The organism is Spirosoma rhododendri (assembly GCF_012849055.1).
Classification (GTDB): Bacteria; Bacteroidota; Bacteroidia; order Cytophagales; family Spirosomataceae; genus Spirosoma; species Spirosoma rhododendri.
This window is the reverse complement of record NZ_CP051677.1, coordinates 946,996-964,906: the sequence shown is the minus strand read 5'-3', so window position 1 is coordinate 964,906 and position 17,911 is coordinate 946,996. Positions and strand designations below refer to the sequence as shown.

Annotated in this window: 16 protein-coding genes, 2 tRNA genes and 1 pseudogene; 6 read left to right on the top strand and 13 right to left on the bottom strand. The window is 55.3% G+C overall.

Annotated features, from left to right (window positions below; genetic code table 11):
• Positions 1-86 precede the first annotated feature (86 nt).
• Positions 87-1,328: an ABC transporter permease gene (locus HH216_RS03710; RefSeq protein WP_169549563.1), complete on the bottom strand. Its 1,242-nt coding sequence runs from the start codon at positions 1,326-1,328 to the stop codon at positions 87-89.
• Positions 1,329-1,536: 208 nt separating this feature from the next.
• Here HH216_RS03710 and ggt point away from each other — a divergent pair, with 208 nt between their 5' ends.
• Positions 1,537-3,339 (top strand): gamma-glutamyltransferase, encoded by a 1,803-nt coding sequence (ggt, locus tag HH216_RS03705; RefSeq protein WP_408641783.1) that lies wholly within the window; start codon positions 1,537-1,539, stop codon positions 3,337-3,339.
• A 90-nt stretch (positions 3,340-3,429) separates the two neighbouring features.
• Here ggt and HH216_RS03700 read toward each other — a convergent pair whose 3' ends face one another.
• From HH216_RS03700 to HH216_RS03685, 4 genes and pseudogenes are all read right to left on the bottom strand, one after another.
• A complete protein-coding gene (locus HH216_RS03700) occupies positions 3,430-5,697 on the bottom strand; it encodes an NADP-dependent malic enzyme (protein WP_169549561.1) in 2,268 nt (755 codons plus the stop codon).
• 74 nt (positions 5,698-5,771) lie between these two features.
• Positions 5,772-7,102 (bottom strand): annotated as a pseudogene (locus HH216_RS03695) (cation:dicarboxylate symporter family transporter).
• 1 nt (position 7,103) lies between these two features.
• Positions 7,104-7,634, bottom strand: a complete 531-nt coding sequence (locus HH216_RS03690; RefSeq protein WP_169549560.1) for a DUF4468 domain-containing protein — start codon at positions 7,632-7,634, stop codon at positions 7,104-7,106.
• Between the two features lie 95 nt (positions 7,635-7,729).
• Positions 7,730-8,251 (bottom strand): hypothetical protein, encoded by a 522-nt coding sequence (locus HH216_RS03685; protein ID WP_169549559.1) that lies wholly within the window; start codon positions 8,249-8,251, stop codon positions 7,730-7,732.
• A 366-nt stretch (positions 8,252-8,617) separates the two neighbouring features.
• On the opposite strand from HH216_RS03685, the gene HH216_RS03680 reads away from it, so the two are divergent.
• Entirely contained in the window at positions 8,618-9,145 is a 528-nt protein-coding gene (locus tag HH216_RS03680; RefSeq protein ID WP_169549558.1) for a hypothetical protein, read from the top strand.
• Between the two features lie 156 nt (positions 9,146-9,301).
• Here HH216_RS03680 and HH216_RS03675 read toward each other — a convergent pair whose 3' ends face one another.
• The 7 genes from HH216_RS03675 to HH216_RS03645 all read right to left on the bottom strand — a co-directional run bounded on the left by HH216_RS03675 (position 9,302) and on the right by HH216_RS03645 (position 13,528).
• Positions 9,302-9,562 carry a hypothetical protein gene (locus HH216_RS03675; protein ID WP_169549557.1) on the bottom strand — a complete coding sequence of 87 codons (261 nt, stop codon included), beginning with the start codon at positions 9,560-9,562 and terminating at the stop codon, positions 9,302-9,304.
• Between the two features lie 3 nt (positions 9,563-9,565).
• On the bottom strand, positions 9,566-10,027 hold the full coding sequence (locus HH216_RS03670; protein ID WP_169549556.1) for a DUF6932 family protein: 462 nt from the start codon (positions 10,025-10,027) through the stop codon (positions 9,566-9,568).
• Between the two features lie 101 nt (positions 10,028-10,128).
• Positions 10,129-10,203: transfer RNA gene (locus HH216_RS03665), tRNA-Arg, on the bottom strand.
• A complete protein-coding gene (locus HH216_RS03660; protein WP_254448812.1) occupies positions 10,166-10,378 on the bottom strand; it encodes a GIY-YIG nuclease family protein in 213 nt (70 codons plus the stop codon). The genes HH216_RS03665 and HH216_RS03660 overlap by 38 nt, the downstream gene beginning before the upstream one ends.
• A 66-nt stretch (positions 10,379-10,444) precedes the next feature.
• Positions 10,445-10,536 (bottom strand) — tRNA-OTHER (locus HH216_RS03655).
• Positions 10,537-10,602: 66 nt separating this feature from the next.
• A complete protein-coding gene (gene hflX, locus HH216_RS03650) occupies positions 10,603-11,889 on the bottom strand; it encodes a GTPase HflX (protein WP_169549555.1) in 1,287 nt (428 codons plus the stop codon).
• Positions 11,890-12,142: 253 nt separating this feature from the next.
• Entirely contained in the window at positions 12,143-13,528 is a 1,386-nt protein-coding gene (locus HH216_RS03645) for an MATE family efflux transporter (RefSeq protein ID WP_169549554.1), read from the bottom strand.
• A 336-nt stretch (positions 13,529-13,864) separates the two neighbouring features.
• Here HH216_RS03645 and HH216_RS03640 point away from each other — a divergent pair, with 336 nt between their 5' ends.
• The 4 genes from HH216_RS03640 to HH216_RS03625 all read left to right on the top strand — a co-directional run bounded on the left by HH216_RS03640 (position 13,865) and on the right by HH216_RS03625 (position 16,762).
• Positions 13,865-14,611 (top strand): Nif3-like dinuclear metal center hexameric protein, encoded by a 747-nt coding sequence (locus HH216_RS03640; RefSeq protein ID WP_169549553.1) that lies wholly within the window; start codon positions 13,865-13,867, stop codon positions 14,609-14,611.
• A gap of 99 nt (positions 14,612-14,710) precedes the next feature.
• Positions 14,711-15,358, top strand: coding sequence for a DUF305 domain-containing protein (locus HH216_RS03635; protein ID WP_169549552.1), 648 nt, complete (start codon positions 14,711-14,713; stop codon positions 15,356-15,358).
• 61 nt (positions 15,359-15,419) lie between these two features.
• Positions 15,420-16,223 carry a bacteriorhodopsin gene (locus HH216_RS03630; protein ID WP_169549551.1) on the top strand — a complete coding sequence of 268 codons (804 nt, stop codon included), beginning with the start codon at positions 15,420-15,422 and terminating at the stop codon, positions 16,221-16,223.
• Between the two features lie 92 nt (positions 16,224-16,315).
• A complete protein-coding gene (locus tag HH216_RS03625; protein ID WP_169549550.1) occupies positions 16,316-16,762 on the top strand; it encodes a ferritin-like domain-containing protein in 447 nt (148 codons plus the stop codon).
• A 150-nt stretch (positions 16,763-16,912) separates the two neighbouring features.
• Here the strand turns inward: HH216_RS03625 and HH216_RS03620 are convergent, their stop codons facing one another.
• Positions 16,913-17,779 carry an aldo/keto reductase gene (locus HH216_RS03620; RefSeq protein WP_169549549.1) on the bottom strand — a complete coding sequence of 289 codons (867 nt, stop codon included), beginning with the start codon at positions 17,777-17,779 and terminating at the stop codon, positions 16,913-16,915.
• Between the last annotated feature and the right edge of the window lie 132 nt (positions 17,780-17,911).

Below are 17,911 nucleotides of genomic sequence, written 5' to 3'. Positions count from 1 at the left end.
TGTTTGCCAGACCGTCAACAACTAGCAACGACTACCCTCACAAAATGTTTGACCGGACCACCCGACGGAATAGGTGAACTATGTACCTATTTGGCACGAATGGCGATGACGGGATCGAGTCGGGAAGCTGAGAAGGCCGGGATGATGCCAGACAGAATGCCAATGACACTCGACACGCCCAACCCCAGCAGAACGTTGCTAAGTGTGAGTTGCAGTTCCAGGCTGCCAAAGGGAATCAGCGACAGCAGATATACCAGCAGAATACCGCCCAACCCGCCAACAAGGCTGAGCAGTACAGACTCGAACAGGAACTGGAACAGGATAAAGTAATTCTTGGCACCCAACGATTTCTGAATACCGATGATGTTGGTACGCTCCTTCACCGACACAAACATGATGTTGGCGATACCAAACCCGCCAATCAGGATCGAGAACCCGCCGATGACCCAGCCCGCCAGCGTCAGGACGGTAAAGATGGCGCTGACAAACTTGACGGCGGCTTCGGGGCGGTTGACGGCGAAATTATCGTCCTGCGTCGGGCGTAACCCCCGCCGGGCGCGTAATAGTCCCTGAACTTCGCTTTCGAGTTCAAGCAAGCCTTCGTCGCTTTCGTATCCTTTAATGGCCACGTCGAACGTGGGAACGCCGGAGTTAAACAGCTTGGAAAAGATCAGGTAGGGGATGATGCACTTGATATCCGGCTGATTGCCGCCTACGCTGACGAGGCTTTTGCCCTTGGCCTGCTGCACACCGATCACCAGAAAGTTAGCCCCGCCGATTTTGATCGTTTTGCCAACCGCTTCCTGCCCGTTGAACAGGTCTTCGGCTACGGTCGCGCCGATGATTGTTACGGGGCGACCGACAGCCATTTCCTGCGGGGTGAAATACCGGCCACTGGCGATAGACACGTCCGAGATGCGGTTGTAGTCGTAGGTCGTACCCTGCACCTGCGACGACGTGCTGTTGTTGCCGTACTTGACAACGGTGCGCTTAAAATCCAGAATCGCCATTGCCTGCGCGTTCTCCAGCTGATCGTTCAGGTATTTAAACTCGCTGTATTTCGTTTCGGGCCGCTGAAAGTACTTCCACCACTGGTATTCACCGCCAAATGCCCACGGCCATTTACTGAGATACACCACTCTGTCGCCGACGAACGACAGGCTGGTTTTCACGCTGCGTTCAAGCGAATCGACTAGCGTGAAAACGGCGATAATGGCGAAAATGCCGATGGTGACGCCCAGCAGCGAAAGCAGCGTACGCAACAGATTCGAGCGCAGCGCCTGCCACGCGAAACGAAAACTTTCCAGAATCTGACGCAAAAAAAACATACTGCCGATGGGGTATACGAATCAAACAAAGAAACAAACAAAGGCGTTGCTGCCAAACGGGTTTTCGATAAGCTTAGCGCGTAAAGGGATAGACGGTCGAAAGAACATACGGCCAATGGAAGCGCGGACAAAATGGGGCCACTGCTTGATGCGAGCCCGCCTTTTCGTAGTTTAGAGGTTTCCAACAACCTGTACTACCTGCTACATGATGAAAAACGTATATCAGTATGCTGCCTGTCTGCTCGTCGGTGGGCTCATTGCCACGGCCTGTAAAACCACCAAATCGCCCGACAGTAAAGTGGGTAGCGTTCGGCAGGGGCAGGGGGTGTACCAGTACAGCGAGGAAGGCGCGTTAACGAAGCCGTTCTATTCCGACCGGAAGGGTGTGATCGGTCGTAACGGCATGGTCACCTCGGCGCACCCCGAAGCCTCGCAGGTCGGGCTAGCTATTTTGCAGGCGGGGGGCAATGCCGTCGACGCGGCCGTGGCGGTGCAGTTTGCGCTGGCTGTCGTGTACCCCAACGCGGGGAACATTGGCGGGGGCGGCTTTATGGTCTACCGCAGCCGCGACGGTAAATCGTACACGCTCGATTATCGCGAGAAAGCCCCCGGACGGGCAACGGCCAACATGTACCTCGATTCGGCGGGCAACGTACGGCCCGGCCTGAGCACGAGCGGCCACCTGGCGAGTGGAGTGCCGGGTTCGGTTGATGGGATGGCGGAAGCGCACAAGCGGTTTGGGAAGCTGACGTGGGCGCAGGTGCTGCAACCCGCCGTCGACCTGGCTACCAACGGCTACTCGCTGACCGAACGCGACGCGACGGGACTGAACCGCATTCGCAAAGAGTTACAGACCATCAACCCCGGCAAAGCGTATTTCCTGAAAAGCACCACCGATACGTCGAGCCGCTGGCAGCAGGGCGACAAACTCGTGCAGGCCGATCTGGCCCGTACAATGCAACGCATTCAGCAGCAGGGCCGGGCGGGCTTCTACGAGGGTGAAACGGCGCGGCTGCTTACCGACGAGATGAAGCGGGGCGGTGGTATCATCAGCGAGGAAGACCTGAAAAATTACCACGCTGTCTGGCGCGATCCACTACAGGCGACGTACAAAGAGTACAACGTGATTACAATGCCGCCAACCTCCAGCGGTGGTATCGCGCTGATTCAGTTGATGCGTTTGTCGGAGCAATACCCGCTGCGCCGGTGGGGCTGGAACCGCGACAGTACGGTGCAGGTGATGATCGAAGCCGAACGGCGTGTCTATGCCGACCGGGCGAAGTTTCTGGGTGACCCCGACTTTCTCAAAATCCCCGTCGCGCAACTGATCGACCCGGCCTATTTGCGCACCCGCTGGCAGGATTTCTCGTTTGCCCACGCGACCGACAGCCGGGCCATCAAAGGCGGTACGCTGCCCGGCTACGAGAGTCTGGAAACGACCCACTTCTCGATTGTCGACAAAGACGGTAACGCGGTCAGCATTACCACGACACTCAACGGCGGCTATGGTAGCCGGGTTGTGATTGGCGGGGCCGGGTTTTTCATGAACAACGAGATGGACGATTTCAGCGTGAAGCCGGGTGTGCCGAATATGTTCGGATTAACCGGCAATCAGGCCAACGCCATCGCGCCCAACAAGCGGATGCTATCGTCGATGACACCGACGATTCTGGAGAAAGACGGTAAGCTGTTTATGGTGGTCGGTACGCCCGGTGGGTCGACGATTATTACGTCGGTGTACCAGACGATTCTGAACGTGATCGAGCACGGGATGACGATGCAGCAGTCCGTCAATGCGCTGAAATTTCACCATCAGTGGCTGCCCGACAAAACGATTTTCGAGCAAAATGCTTTCACCGAGCCAACCACGCAAACGCTCGTCAACCGGGGCTATGTTCTCGAAAAACTGACCAACACACTCGGTCGGATGGACTGCGTCCTGATCCGCCCGGACGGCTCCTACGAAGGTGCCTCCGACCCCCGCGCCGACAACACAGCGAGAGGGTATTGATTGGTAGAGGAAAGCGAAAAGAGGTGAGCAGAAAGATGCTGGCGTAAACCAGTCTTTCTGCTCACCTCTTTTCGCTTTCCTCCAAAACCGTTAGTCCGCTACGGCAATCGTCACCATGCTGACGACTTCGCGGACGGTACTGCCGAGTTGCAGCACGTGTACCGGCTTGCGGATACCCATCAGTACCGGACCGATTTTCTCGATCCGGCCGATTTCTTTCAGCAGGTTGTACGCGATGTTTGATGCCGACAGGTTCGGAAAGATCAGCACGTTGGCGGGTTGCTCGGCCAATGACGAGAACGAATACGTTTCGCGTAGTAACTCCTGATTAAACGGCAGGTGGGCCTGCATTTCGCCGTCGATAATCCAGTCCGGGTGTTTTTCCTGCAAAACAGCCGTGGCTTGCTGCATCTTCTCAGCGTCTTCGCCGGGCGCACTACCGAAGGTCGAGTAGGAGAGAAGCGCCAGCCGGGGCTGAATATTCAGCCGCTGCACTTCGCGGGCGGTCGTTTCGGCGATCTCGACAATTTCCTCCATCGTCGGGTTGACGTTGACGGTTGTATCGGCCAGAAACAGCGGACCGAAGCGCGACATCAGCACGTACATGCCTGACACTTTTTTGATGCCCGGCTGCCGACCGATGACCTGCAAGGCGGGTCGGAGCGTTTGTGGGTAGTTGCGCGTCAGACCCGAAATCAGCACGTCGGCTTCGCCCGTTTCGAGCATTACGGCCCCGAAATAGTTGCGGTCGCGCATAAGGGCCTGCGCTTCGGTCAGGGTCAGTCCCTTGCGTTTGCGCTTTTCGTACAGTACCTGCGCGTAGCGTTCTCGTACGTCCGCCTGCTCGTCAGATCGTTGGTCGATGATGCGGACGTTGCCCAGGTTGAGCCGGAAGTCGCTGAGCATCGTGCGAATGATGTCGGGGTTGCCCAGCAGAATCGGGACGGCGATACGCTGCTCCAGCACGTCGGCTACGGCGCGGAGTACGGTCGGGTTTTCGCCGTCGGTGAAGACGACCCGCTTGGGCGACCGCTGCGCTTGTGCCAGTAGCCCCCGCGTCAGCGAGTTATCCTGCCCCAGTCGGCGCGACAGTTGCAGATCGTATTCGTTCCAGTCGGTGATGGGTTGCTGCGCCACGCCCGATTCGATGGCGGCTTTAGCCACGGCCGGGGCCACGGTCATCAGCAGGCGCGGGTCGGTAGGTTTGGGCAGAATATAGGTCCGGCTGAAGACCAACTCCTGTCCGTAGCTGCGGCTGACGCTCTCCGGTACGGCTTTCTTTGCCAGATCGGCCAGCGCGTGGACGGCTCCCAGTTTCATCGCTTCGTTGATTTCCGTTGCCCGCACGTCGAGTGCCCCCCGGAAAATGTAGGGGAAACCCAGCACGTTGTTGACCTGATTCGGATAGTCGGACCGGCCCGTTGCCATGATGATGTCGGGCCGGGCGGCCGTGGCGATGTCGTAGCTGATTTCCGGATTTGGGTTCGCCATCGCAAACACAATCGGGTTATCGGCCATCGTTTTGACCATCTCGCCCGTCACGACGTTACCGACCGAGAGGCCCAGAAATACGTCGGCCCCTTGTAGCGCATCGGTCAGTGTCCAGTTGGCGGGGCAGCGGTCGGTGGTGTACTTGTACTGATTGGGGGCCAGATTGTTGCGGTCTTTTGTCAGCAGGCCGTCTTTGTCGAACACGATGATATTGTCCGGCGACACGCCCAGGCTGACGTACAGGTTCATGCACGAGATAGCCGCAGCCCCCGCCCCGTTGACCACCAGCTTGATCTCCCCGATTTGCTTCCCGGCCAGTTCGAGCGCGTTGAGCAGCGCAGCCGCCGACGTAATGGCGGTGCCGTGCTGATCGTCGTGCATGACGGGAATGTTCAACTCCTTTTTCAACCGCTGCTCAATGGCAAAGCAGTCAGGCGCAGCAATGTCTTCTAGGTTGACCCCGCCAAACGTTGGTTCCAGAATCTTCACCGTCCGGACAAACTCATCGATGTTGGTCGTGTCGAGTTCGATGTCGAAGGCGTCGATATCGGCGTAGAGTTTAAACAGCAGGCTTTTCCCTTCCATTACCGGCTTCGACGCTACCGGGCCAATGTTGCCCAGCCCCAGCACGGCCGTGCCGTTGCTGATAACGGCGACGAGGTTGCCTTTGGCGGTGTAATCGTAGGCTTTGGCGGGTGTTTCGGCGATAGCCAGACAGGGTTCGGCGACGCCGGGCGAATACGCCAGCGAGAGGTCGCGCTGATTGGCCGTTTCTTTGGTGGGTGTAATTTCAATCTTCCCCGGTCGACCTTTGGCGTGATAATACAGCGCGTCTTCCCGAAGCTTATCCGTAGGATTCGTTGTCATTGTCAGGTAATTGCGTTCAATTCCACCAGCGGTAGTAGCTTCAACTGGTAGCTATCCTGCAAACCTAACTGATTCTATTCGTCTTTCGAGACTGGCCGTACAATCTGATTGGTATCGCGCACATCTTCCAGCTCCGGTGTCTGCGCAAACGCCCGTTCCATCTGCGCGCGGTCGAGTGCGTTTTCGTTGTTTGAGAGCCAGATCGTCGCTACGCCGTTGCCGATAAAATTGGTGATGCTCCGCGCTTCCGACATAAACCGGTCGACGCCCAGCAGTAGCGCCAGCCCTTCGAGTGGAATGGCTTTCACGGCCGTCAGCGTACTAGCCAGCACCACAAAGCCGCTGCCCGTAACACCCGCTGCCCCCTTCGACGTCACCATCAGAATCCCGATGATTGTCAGCATCTGGGTCAGGTCGAGGTGGACGTTGAAGACCTGCGCCAGAAAAATCGTTGCCATCGACAGGTAAATCGTTGTGCCGTCGAGGTTAAACGAATACCCTGCCGGAACCACCAGCCCCACAACCGATTTGGCGCAGCCCATCCGCTGCAATTTGTCGATCAGCGAGGGCAGGGCCGCTTCCGACGATGAAGTACCCAGCACGATCAGCAACTCTTCACGGATGTAGCGCAGAAACTGCATGATATTGACCCGGCAGGAGCGCAGAATCAGGCCCAGCACCCCGAAAATAAAGATGGCCATCGTGGTGTAGACCGTTCCCATCAGCTTGGCCAGTGGCAGCAGCGTACCCAGCCCGTATTTGCCGATGGTGTAAGCCATCCCACCAAACGCACCGATCGGAGCCAGGATCATCACCTTATGCAATCCCCAGAAAATGTATTTCGACGCGATGTTGAACCAGCCGATAACGCGGTCGCGACCACTGTAGCGGCTCAGCACGATGCCCGTCAGAATGGCCAGCACGAGCACTTGCAGCGTCACATTGTCGAGGAAAAACTGCCACCAGCTAAATTCCGTCGCGCCTTTGGTGTATTTGGAAATGTCGCCCCCTTTAGCTGCGACGTCGCGACCCCGTCGCCGGGACGGATGATGTTAGCCACGATGACGCCGATAATCAGCGCTACCGTCGTGATGATTTCAAAATAGAGTAGGGCTTTTGCTCCAACCTTACCCACTTTCTTCAAATCGCCCATGCTGACGATGCCGAGCGTGATTGTCAGAAAAATAATGGGGCTGATAAAGAGCTTCACCAGACTGATAAAAATGCCGCTGAGAAATTCGCTGAACGTCGCGCCGATGGTCAGTTCCTGCCCGATAAAGCGCGTTTTGATGGGCCCGTCGAGTACGGGCATCAGGGCCAGGTCAGGGCGGAAGTGGCCCAGCAGAATACCCAGCGTGATCGCCGTCAATACCCAGAAAGTGAGGTTGGTAAAGAGCCGTTTCATATTAGCCGTTCAGCGCAGTTTTCAGGTTGTTGAGCGTATCCCGGCAAACGGCATCGAGTGCTTTGTATAACTCCGCCTGCTGGTTGGCCACCGTTTCAACAACGGCAGGATTGGCGATCTGAGTGCCCCCCGCCCGCTGCATATCGTCGGCCGTAGCGTTGTTGGGCTGGATAGGTGCCAGCAGGCCGTTGTTTTCCGCAATCAGATCCGTGATAGTCGCTCGGTAACGGCCCATTTTCGCTTCGATCAGCATGGTAAACCGGACAAACTGCTCACCAATGGGGTAAACGCCCCGCACAAACAGAACTCCGTTGGCCAGATCGGGCTGTACCTCCGGTTCGTTGGCGGGTTTGAAATACCGCTCCGCCCACGCCTGACTTTGCGAAAAAACCTGTTTGGAGGGTCGGGTTTTGTCGGTCAGCCGAACCAGTTCCTGAAACTGAACCTGCCCATTGGCATCGGTGGGCAATTGCACCTGTGCCAGCGCCGGGTAGGCCGCAATGAAAAATAAGACTATAAGAAGACGGGTCATAACGCGAGAGGACTAAACATCGAAAGCTGCGACAATATAACCACAGGAAGGCAACCGGTGGTATGGTGTCGCAGAAAGATGCTTACCCGATCGGGCTAGACCAGCCGGTTCGGCGACTTGTCGACCAGTTCGAGCAATTGCTGATAAACCGGCGCGTGATCTAACGTATGCACAGTTCGTTTGGCCCACAACTCAACATCATACTGCCGCAGGTATTCCGCTACGGACGTGCGTACATCGACGTTTTTGCGCAGCAGTTTTTCCGCCAGCACCCGGATCGGTCCGGTTTGTTTGTTGAGGTAAGGCAGCATCGGCATGAGTTGATACAGTACCGTCTGGGGCAGAAAATGACAGCCGATCACTGTGTCCTGCCGGTAGGTGTGTACGCTGGCGTGCCGATCGACGGTTTCGGGAAGCCATATCTTGATGTGGCTCGCCGTTTCAACCATCAGGTAGCCTATTTCAAGGAAGCGTTGCTGGGTACTGTCCTGGCTGATTTCAATGAGTGCCCATTCGCCGGGGTGCATACGTTGCCAGGTCGTGTCGAGGGGGGCGTTGGCAGGCTGGCGGGGGGCGTGTTTCGCTGTTGGGCGTGCTGCTGGCAGGTGGCCGAGCAATAGACGGGGTTTAGATCAAAGGAGCGGAATCGTTTGTGGCACTGTGAACAGGTATAGGTACTATAGGCCATACGGGAGGATAAAGCGAATGAATGGGGGTGGCGGGGAAATTGCCATATTGGCAACGTCCGGAGCAAACATATCAAGAACAGCTAATATCAGGCCAGAGTAGGGGCTGTTTTTTTTGCGAATTCGGCAATCTGGTTACTAAACGGTTTGAAACAGGGCCGAGCGGGTAGCCGTAGCGCTGGCTGGCGCGATAAACCGTCGTCTGAAATACGCCGTTCAAATACAAAAGCGCCCTGATCAGTTATATGATTGCCTGCATCGCTCATCTTTGGCGCTAACCTCAAATCAAAACTACGTATGAAGCTTTCTTCCAAACGTCTATCGACCGTTTCGATCATCAACACGGTAGCTGCCCTGTCGCTGGCCCTGGGCGTGATCGTAAGCTGTAAAAGCGATGATCCGACAACAACCACTACCAACCAGTCTATCCAGGGTAACTGGCGGATATCGGCCATTAACATCAATCCGGCTGTCGTGCAGAATGGTGTCTCCTTTTCAGAAATTGTCTCACCGCTGAATCTTCTGGAAAACAACTGTATTGGTAGTACTACATTGACGTTTTCGAACGGGACAGTTACCAATAATGCGACGTCTATCTCGGCCTGTACAAGCTCCACTAATTCGAAGCTGTTGGTCAACAACATCTTTGGATCTTCTACGTCGTACACGGAAACTGATAATCAGCTAACAATCAGAGGTCCACAGACGGTGACGGCTACTAAAACGATCACGGGTAGTACCGCCATGCTTGTTACATCGTTGTCGGTCAACCCCGCCAATCAGCCAACGCCTACCTCGTACACAATGGTGCTGACTAAGCAATAGCTGATGTTTAGCTAGCTGAGAGTCAGTCTTGCTCGATACGACCGTATTAGTCTGAATTTTACCAAAAAAGCCCGATATGATCGGGCTTTTTTGGTGAGAAGAGAGGTGTATCTACGGGGGGTAGACAAACCGATATTGGTGATCTGTCCTGCGCTATCAGGCTGCCCGGCGTTGATCGGCATTCCATTGAACCGCTACGCCAATTGGTTGTAACAGTTCCCTTAGTTCGGTAATGTAGCGTTCGCGCAGTTCGGCGAACTGGTCGATTGCCAACTGATTAGGTATGTCGGTAGCCACATGACGGGCTATAGCTGCATTCATGCGCTCAATCATTGCTACACTGTGCGAAACCATTGCTGCCCGTTCTTCCGCAGTCCTCGGCTGATCCTCGTCGTCAATCACGTTATAAGGCTCCATGCATCAGATAGTTATTTCCAGAAATCCTTTTGACTCATGCTTTCGGGTTGTACCAAATTGGTACTGCCATTCAATCAGGTCACTCTGGTAGTCGTTATACAAACGATGGGTGTTGGGGTAAACCTTAACAAAATAGCCGTCGATACCAAAACTACGGTCGAGTCGGATACGTCTTAATTCATCGAACGCTGATTCGTGATTTTCGTACAACTGGTAATCTACGAATGTCAGGAAGTCGATATCTCGCGGGTTTAGTTTGCGGCTGATGAAACTCCCATCAACCCATTGTCTGAACCCCGCCGGGATCAACTGTCGTAGCGTGTCATTGTATTGCAAGTATCGCTCAAACAAGGCTCGGCGGGTAGTCGATTCACTCAACCCAAGCACAAATACCTGTTCAAGCGTAAATACGTCGCTCGTAAGTATATTATGTGGCAACAGGTAGCCGCTTGCATCGAAATCCATACTGGCGCGTCAGGCTACTTTTCTTAACTCACAGAGCCGAAAGGTGGCCGGCGGATGTACAGTAATCTACTTGCAAAGTGCATCAGTAATGATCTAGTAAGTGGTGGTCGCGACGGGAATCGAACCCATATCAAACGTTTAGGAAACGTCTATTCTATCCGTTGAACTACGCAACCAATTTTTCAAGTACTCTTTACCAACTCCTGACTTCAACCAGATCTCGCGCTTTCTGGCTTCTACGCGGTTTAGTGCCTGTTCGGTGTAAACTAATCGCCAGGGTCTGTAAAACGCAGTCGATTGGGTTTTGCCCAAATTATGTTCATGCAATCTATGTGTCACATCACCGGTCATCCCCACATAGATGCGGTTATCTTGCTGACTTTGAATAGCGTACACGTAAAACATACTAACTGTTTATGATCGTGACGGAAATCGAACCCATATCAAACGTTTATGAAACGTCCCTGCCTGCCGGCAGGCAGGTATTCTATCCGTTGAACTACGCAACCAAAAAACTGACCGGCAGAATATAAACCCTGCCGGTCAGGCTGTCAGACAAAAATACCGCAATGTGCTTAACCCGCCAAACCGTCGCCAAATTCGGCAGACTCCGATAGGGGGACGTTTACCCAGTTTGGGTAGATGTAGTAATGCTTCTCCCGAACCAGCGAATAAAGTAGTTCGCGCAGTTCGCTGATGTTCTCACCCGTCTCGGCCGAGATGAACACAACATGGTCGGCACGCTGCGCCAGATACGTCTTACGCAGGAAGTTTAGCGCGGTCTGCCGCTGTACAGCGAGGGGTATTTCGGCAACCTGCATCGGCTGATCGGCGTCGAAGTCGTCATCTTCCGCTGGCAGAACCGTTTCGAGCCATTCTGCCTTCGGTTCAAAGCGGTCCATCTTGTTGAAGACCAGCACCGTAGGCTTATCGGCGGCACCGATATCCGCGAGCGTCGATTGCACGACACTGATCTGTTCTTCAAACAACGGGTGCGACACGTCGACGACGTGGACCAGAATATCGGCTTCGCGCACTTCGTCCAGCGTCGATTTAAAGGCTTCGATCAGCATGGTCGGCAGCTTGCGGATGAACCCAACCGTATCCGTCAGCAGAAACGGAATGTTGCCCAGCGTTACCTTCCGAACGGTCGAATCGACGGTGGCAAACAGCTTGTTTTCGGCAAACACGTCGGTTTTGGCCATCGTCCGCATCAGTGTCGACTTGCCTACGTTGGTGTAGCCGACGAGGGCCACCCGCACCAGCCGGTCACGCTCTTTCCGTCGGGTCTGACTCTGCCGGTCTATCTTCGACAGTTTTTCCTTCAAAAAGGAGATACGGTCTTTTACGATCCGGCGGTCAGTCTCCAGCTCGGTTTCACCCGGCCCCCGCATCCCGACGCCCCCTTTCTGACTCGTCAGGTGGCTCCACATCCGGGTCAGGCGCGGGTACATGTACTGGTACTGCGCGAGTTCGACCTGCACGCGCGCCTGCGCCGTCTGAGCCCGCATAGCGAAGATGTTCAGAATGAGCAGGCTGCGGTCGAGGACTTTGACTTCCTTGAAACTGTTTTCCAGGTTACGCACCTGCGAGGGCGTGAGGTCGTCGTCGAAAATAACGATGTCGACGGGGTGCGCCAGGAGAAACTGTTGAATTTCCTCCAGCTTACCCTTGCCCACATACGTGCGGGTATCGGGCCGGTCGAGTTTCTGGGTAAAGCTTTTTATCGTCTTCACACCCGACGTTTCGGCCAGAAACGCCAGCTCGTCCAGATATTCGCGGGTCTGATCGGCGGTTTGTTTCTGGGTTACCAGCGCGATCAGAACAGCTGTTTCGGCTTCTTTATGTGTATCGTGTAACAAAATAGTGTGTCGTTAAAGGTTCGTGGTTTACGGGTCGTACCTGTCGGGCCGGTGCCGTTTTCGTGTGGGCCAACAGGCCGGAAAATCACGGGGCTTACCCCATCCAGCGTAAGCGGGATAGTCGGCCGTACCGGCTTTCGCTCGGCAGATCGACCAGCGGTTACTTCACTGAAAATACCTAACCGGCTGAAAAATAACGCCCCCCTGTTGGTAAAAGTTTCGGGGATAAATAAGCCGGAATCGGGCCTGTATTTCACACCTGAACGCCTTTCCAGCGCCCTCGCCGGAAGATGATAATAGCCAGCACGGCCAGCAGCGACTGACTGATCGCCACCGACCAGAACACACCTGGCGGCCCCCAGTTCAGGCTGTGGGCCAGTGTGTAGGCCAGCGGAATTTCAACCAGCCAGAAACTCACAATGTTGATGATTGTTGGGGTCCGGGTATCGCCAGCACCGTTTAGCGACTGACTCAGCACCATGCCGTAGGCGAAAAACACGTAGCCCGCGCAAAAAACCTGCAATGCATCGACGGCAACCGCGACCACCGCCGGGTTGGTGTTGAACAAGCTAACAATGCTCGTAGCGCTGAGGAAGAATACCAGCCCCACCACCGCCAGAAACACCATGTTGCCGACGGCCGCCCGCCAGGCCGACGCTTCAGCCCGGTCGGCCTGCCCCGCCCCCAGATTTTGCCCGACCAGCGTTGCCGCTGCGTTGGCCATACCCCACGACGGAAGAATCGTGAAGACGATAATCCGAATGGCAATCGTGTACCCCGCGACGACATCGCTACCAAACGTCGATAGAATGCGGGTCAGGAACACCCAGCTGGCTGATGAAACCAGAAACTGCCCTGTCCCGCCAGCCGCCAGACCCAGCAGGCTGCGGATCAATCCGGGATTGGGCGTTATGTCGGCGCGACGAATCTGTACCGTAGTGCCGGGCCGTGTCAGGGCACGCAGCTGATACAGCACGCCCACCGTGCGGCCAATGGTCGTAGCGACGGCGGAACCCATAACGCCCAGTTCGGGCAGTGGCCCCCAGCCAAAAATCAGCACCGGACATAGCACGATGTTGACGCCGTTGGCCAGCCACAGCGACCGCATTGCGTCGGACGCTCGCCCGGCCCCGCGCAAACAACCACTCAGCGTGTACAGCAGCATGATGGCGGGAGCACTGGCAAAGATCATCCGGGTAAAACCCGCGCCACTGGTAACCAGCCGGGCATCGCCCCCCATCAGCCGCAGAATCTGATCGGCAAACAGAAAGCCGGTTATGCCCATCAGCACCGCCAAGCCCAGCGATACCAACAGCACCTGACCGATAGCCGCACTGGCTCCCGATCGGTCGTTTTCGCCCACGCGCCGGGCAACCAGCGCGGTTGCGGCTGTGCTGAGACCAATCGCTACCGAATAGACCAGGGTAAGCACCGATTCCGTCAGGCCAACGGTAGCAACTGCCTCGGTGCCGATTTGGGCCACGAAAAAGATATCGACGATGGCGAACAGCGATTCCATGACCATTTCAAGAATCATGGGCACAGACAGTAGAAACAAGGCCCGGTTGATACTGCCGGACGTAAAATTGGTTTCGGAACCGCGCAATGCGGCTACGAATAACCGGATAAGTCGGGTCATTTGAACAGACAGATTTGCCGTGGTCAGATGCCACGGTATGATGAATAGACTGAATATGGGAAAGAGCCACCGGGCAAACCGGAGCGGGGCGGGTGGCTTACTGAAAGAGAAAAAGACCAGCGTAGGGTCTTAGCAGAGGAAAATCATCGGCGTAGGTGGCCTGCCTGTGCAAGGCGCTAATGCGGTAACAAAGGTAGTGTGAATTTGGTCGAAAAATCAAATGCGCCTGATAACCAGCAGCCTTATTCCCGTACTATAGTTGGCCGAGCACTAAACTCTACCGGTTGCCGACGGGTTATCTATGCATCACACTGGCCCGGCCAGTCAATCGAACCAATGAATACGACGACGCTGTCACTTACCGATATCAGCGATTTTTTACATACGCAGTTAGCGGCCGGCCGTTACCCGTCCGACGAACAGGGGGGCATCTACCGGCCCGGTACCCGACCCATCGCCCGGCTGGGAATAGCCCTGGAACCGTTTCCGGGCCTGGCCGACTGGGTTGAGCAGGAGCAACTCGATGCGTTGTGGCTGCACCGCCCGTGGCACCTCAACACCGATGCGCTACCGTCTGATGTGGGGGTTCTGTACCATCATTTACCATTCGACGAAACACTGACGATCGGCTATTGCGAACCACTGGCATCTCAACTCGACGCAACGGGTGATCTGGAGCCGATCGGCTACAAGCAGGCTACCACGAAGACGGGGGAACCCCTGCCCAAACGCGCGATCGGTATGCTGCTCGACGTCAATGGGCAGGAATTTGATGAATGCCTCGACCATGTGAAGGGCCTGCTCGGTAATTACGACCGGGCCGAAGCCGGGCGTCAGTTCGGTGTCGACAGGATAGCCGTTGTGGGCGCGATGACCGACGAACTGGTTCGGGAAGCCGCCGAACGGGGAGCCAACGTGTATCTGACCGGCCAATACCGAAAACCAGCCCAGGACGCTGTGAACGACACTGGCATGGCCGTTATCGCCGTTGGGCACCGGCGGAGCGAGGAGTGGGGCCTTCGGGCGCTGGCCGACATGATTCGGGCGGAGTGGCCGCAGCTGACAGTGATCGTAAACGAATAGCAGACTGTCAGCCCGTTAAACCATTTTTGTGTTCATTTGTCTTTATGACAGATTGGCCCAAACGGGCCGTCTGCCACGACAACCATTCAGCATAAAACTATGAAAACGAAAGTAAATCCTCTGCTTCTGGGTGCATTTATCATCAGTTTGTCGGCGGGGTCGCTGGCGGCCTGCGCACAGGCAACTACGGGGGTAGCCACTACCAGCCAACCCGTTACCGATACAAATAAGATCGCCGTCATCACCCCCATGCGGCAGATGATGTCGCGCCTGACGAAGCTCGAACCGACCGGCGATCCTGACTTCGACTATGCCTTGCAGGCGCGGGTGCAGACGCAGGGCCAACTGGACCTGCTGAAGCAGGAAGCGCAGAGCGGTAAAGACACTTCGCTGCGGAAAATGGCGCAGTCGATGATCCCTGCCGTGCAGGCCGATATCGACATGATTAACAATCTGGCGCGCCAGCTACGCCCATCGCGGCCTAACCAGGCGTTTATGCAGGCGCAGAATCAGAACATAAAAGCGATGGCGCTGAAGTTTCAGGCGGGTGGGAACACGGAGAACAAACTGACCAGCAACTTCGACAACAACTTCGTAACGGTTATGCTCGATCAGCGGCAGGATGCTATCGATCTGGCAAATACGTATCTGAAGTACGGCAGCAACGACACGCTGAAAAAATACGCCCAGGACCTGACAACGAAGGCGCAGCAGCAGATGAGCAGCATCAAGCAGACCATCAAGTAAAACAAATTGCCTGGATCGCGTGTAGCAATCGGAGTATACCGGTACTACACGCGATTTTTTTATGGAGTTGTCCGAAACATTTATCCCGACGGCGGGCACGGTTGGGCTGCTGCCCATGCTAGTCTACTACAGCTTGATCGTAACGAGTCTGGTGTTTCTGGCGCAGGCGGCCTTTACGTTTACGACCCGCCCGCTGGCTGAACCGGAGCACCAGGTATCGCACATCATAAGCGGGGTCATTGCCATTGTAGCGGGCTATGCTTATTTCCAAATGCAGGGTTTTTACCACGACATGCTGGCCGAACTGGCAACCGTCGCTGACCCCACCGACCGGCAAACCCTGATGCGCGAATCATACCCGGCTATCAGTCAATATCGTTACATGGACTGGGCCATCACTACGCCCCTGCTGCTGCTGACGATGGTGCGGTTGCTGAACGTGCCGCTGCGGGACGTTGCCCGCCCGATTATCCTGATGCTGGTTGCTGATCTGTTTATGATCGTGACTGGGTACATCGGCGAACAGCAGCTGACCTTCGATCAGGAAGCCATTGTGGGGCCGAAGCTGATCTGGGGAGCCGTGTCGACAGTTGGTTATGTTCTTGTGCCGTGGACGTTGTACAAGCTGTATCGCCAGTACGGCGCGTCTCCGAAACTCGACCGTACATTCCAGCTCGTAGCGCTTACGACAGTGACGTTCTGGGGTATTTACCCGATTGGCTACATCCTGTCGGCGGTGGGCGTCGACACAAACATCATTCACATCGCGCTCTGTTTTGGCGACGTAGTCAACAAAACGGGTGTGGCAGCTCTGCTATTTTTGTCGACGCACCAGCAGAAGTCAGCGCAACTGACACCCGACTAAACTGATTTTGGTCATAAAAACCCCGCCTGACAAACAATTGCCGGTGGAGGCTGTTCTAATTGGCAACTACCATTTATTGAAACTCAACTATCATGATTAAGAACGAAGAAATCGTTGACGATCTCAACGACCTGGTAAAAATCAACAACGACCGGATTCAGGGATACGAAAAAGCAATCGAAGACACGAAAGACGCTGATCTCGACTCGCTGTTTCGCCACAATATCGTCCAGAGCCAGAAGTTCCGCAGTCAGCTCGCCGAGCATATTGTCCGCATCGACGGATTGGCCGTGTCTGACGCGACGACCAGCGACATCTCGAGCAAAATTCACCGCGCCTGGATCGACATCAAAGCTGCGGTAACGGGTAAAGACCGGGCTACGGTACTGAGTTCGGTTGAATTCGGTGAGAATGCGGCCGTCGATGCGTATCAGGATGCCATCGAGAAGGATCATATTCCGGCTTACATCAAGGAAGATTTGCAAGCACAGCTCAGCGAACTGAAGGCCACCGCCGACAAGATGAATGCGCTGAAATAGTTAATTAGTGAATGATGGAGTGATAGAATGATTGAATAAAAGACGCTCGCGCCAGCCCATTCAATCATTTTATCACTCCATCATTCAACAGTTACCGAAGTAAGAAAAAGTAAGGGGGTAGAAACAACGTTTCTACCCCCTTACTTTTTCTTACTTCGGTAACGGCATATCCTGAAAATCTTCGTCGGTTAGTTTGAGCGTTGCGCCCAGCACATTCTCTTCGAGGTGCTTCACCGATGATGTTCCGGCGATGGGCAGCATCACCGGCGATGCGGCCAGCAACCACGCCAGCGCCACCTGATAATCGGTAGCGCCGTGCCGCTGAGCTACTTTGCTGATGGCGTTTTCGGCACTCAGATTACCACTCGCCAGCGGATACCACGGGATAAAGGCGATTTCCTCTTCCTCGCAGAATTTCAGCACATCATTCCACTTCTGCTGGCCGAAGTTGTACATGTTCTGCACCGATACCACTTCGAAATACTGCTGCGCCTGCCGAATCTGGTCGACGCCAACTTCCGACAAACCAATGTGTCGGATTTTACCCGCCTGCTGCGCTTCCTGCAAGAAACCGAGAAACTCTTCCGCTGGTACTTTATCGTCGAAGCGGTGAAGCTGGTACAGGTCGATACGCTCCAGTTTCAGGCGTTTCAGGCTACCGTTCAGGGCTTCTTCCAGATGCTTGCGGCTACCGTCGACTGGCCACTGATTCGGGCCGGTACGCAACAGCCCGCCTTTCGTACCGATAATCAGCCCATCGGGGTAGGGGTGGAGTGCCTCCGCGATCAACTCTTCCGATACATAAGGGCCGTAGCTGTCGGCGGTGTCGATAAAGTTAATGCCCAGTTCGAGCGCCCGCTTCAGTACCCGTATCGCTTCGTCGTGGTTCTTCGGCGGACCCCAGATACCGTCGCCGGTGATACGCATGGCACCGTAGGCCATCCGGTTAACGGTCAGGTCGCCACCCAATGTGATTGTACCCGCGTCGAGCGCAGGCTGTGCTGTGTTGGCTTGCATATGTTTTGTGTACTGTTTCCACTTCTATGACTAGGCAGACGGGCATTGTGTTCAACTAAGCTGGTAGATACATCAACTAAATGGGCCGTGTGTCAATCGGACCAGTACCCGCGCTCAGGTTAGCCCTGCATT

Excerpts from the sequence above, each read along its gene's own strand:
- HH216_RS03700 (WP_169549561.1), bottom strand. The coding sequence starts at position 5,697 with ATGACAACGAATCCTACGGATAAGCTTCGGGAAGACGCGCTGTATTAT.
- HH216_RS03680 (WP_169549558.1), top strand. The coding sequence starts at position 8,618 with ATGAAGCTTTCTTCCAAACGTCTATCGACCGTTTCGATCATCAACACG.
- HH216_RS03630 (WP_169549551.1), top strand. The coding sequence starts at position 15,420 with ATGGAGTTGTCCGAAACATTTATCCCGACGGCGGGCACGGTTGGGCTG.
- HH216_RS03620 (WP_169549549.1), bottom strand. The coding sequence starts at position 17,779 with ATGCAAGCCAACACAGCACAGCCTGCGCTCGACGCGGGTACAATCACA.
- HH216_RS03625 (WP_169549550.1), top strand. The coding sequence starts at position 16,316 with ATGATTAAGAACGAAGAAATCGTTGACGATCTCAACGACCTGGTAAAA.
- HH216_RS03640 (WP_169549553.1), top strand. The coding sequence starts at position 13,865 with ATGAATACGACGACGCTGTCACTTACCGATATCAGCGATTTTTTACAT.
- HH216_RS03635 (WP_169549552.1), top strand. The coding sequence starts at position 14,711 with ATGAAAACGAAAGTAAATCCTCTGCTTCTGGGTGCATTTATCATCAGT.
- HH216_RS03675 (WP_169549557.1), bottom strand. The coding sequence starts at position 9,562 with ATGGAGCCTTATAACGTGATTGACGACGAGGATCAGCCGAGGACTGCG.
- HH216_RS03690 (WP_169549560.1), bottom strand. The coding sequence starts at position 7,634 with ATGACCCGTCTTCTTATAGTCTTATTTTTCATTGCGGCCTACCCGGCG.
- HH216_RS03660 (WP_254448812.1), bottom strand. The coding sequence starts at position 10,378 with ATGACCGGTGATGTGACACATAGATTGCATGAACATAATTTGGGCAAA.
- HH216_RS03645 (WP_169549554.1), bottom strand. The coding sequence starts at position 13,528 with ATGACCCGACTTATCCGGTTATTCGTAGCCGCATTGCGCGGTTCCGAA.
- HH216_RS03670 (WP_169549556.1), bottom strand. The coding sequence starts at position 10,027 with ATGGATTTCGATGCAAGCGGCTACCTGTTGCCACATAATATACTTACG.
- HH216_RS03710 (WP_169549563.1), bottom strand. The coding sequence starts at position 1,328 with ATGTTTTTTTTGCGTCAGATTCTGGAAAGTTTTCGTTTCGCGTGGCAG.
- ggt (WP_408641783.1), top strand. The coding sequence starts at position 1,537 with ATGAAAAACGTATATCAGTATGCTGCCTGTCTGCTCGTCGGTGGGCTC.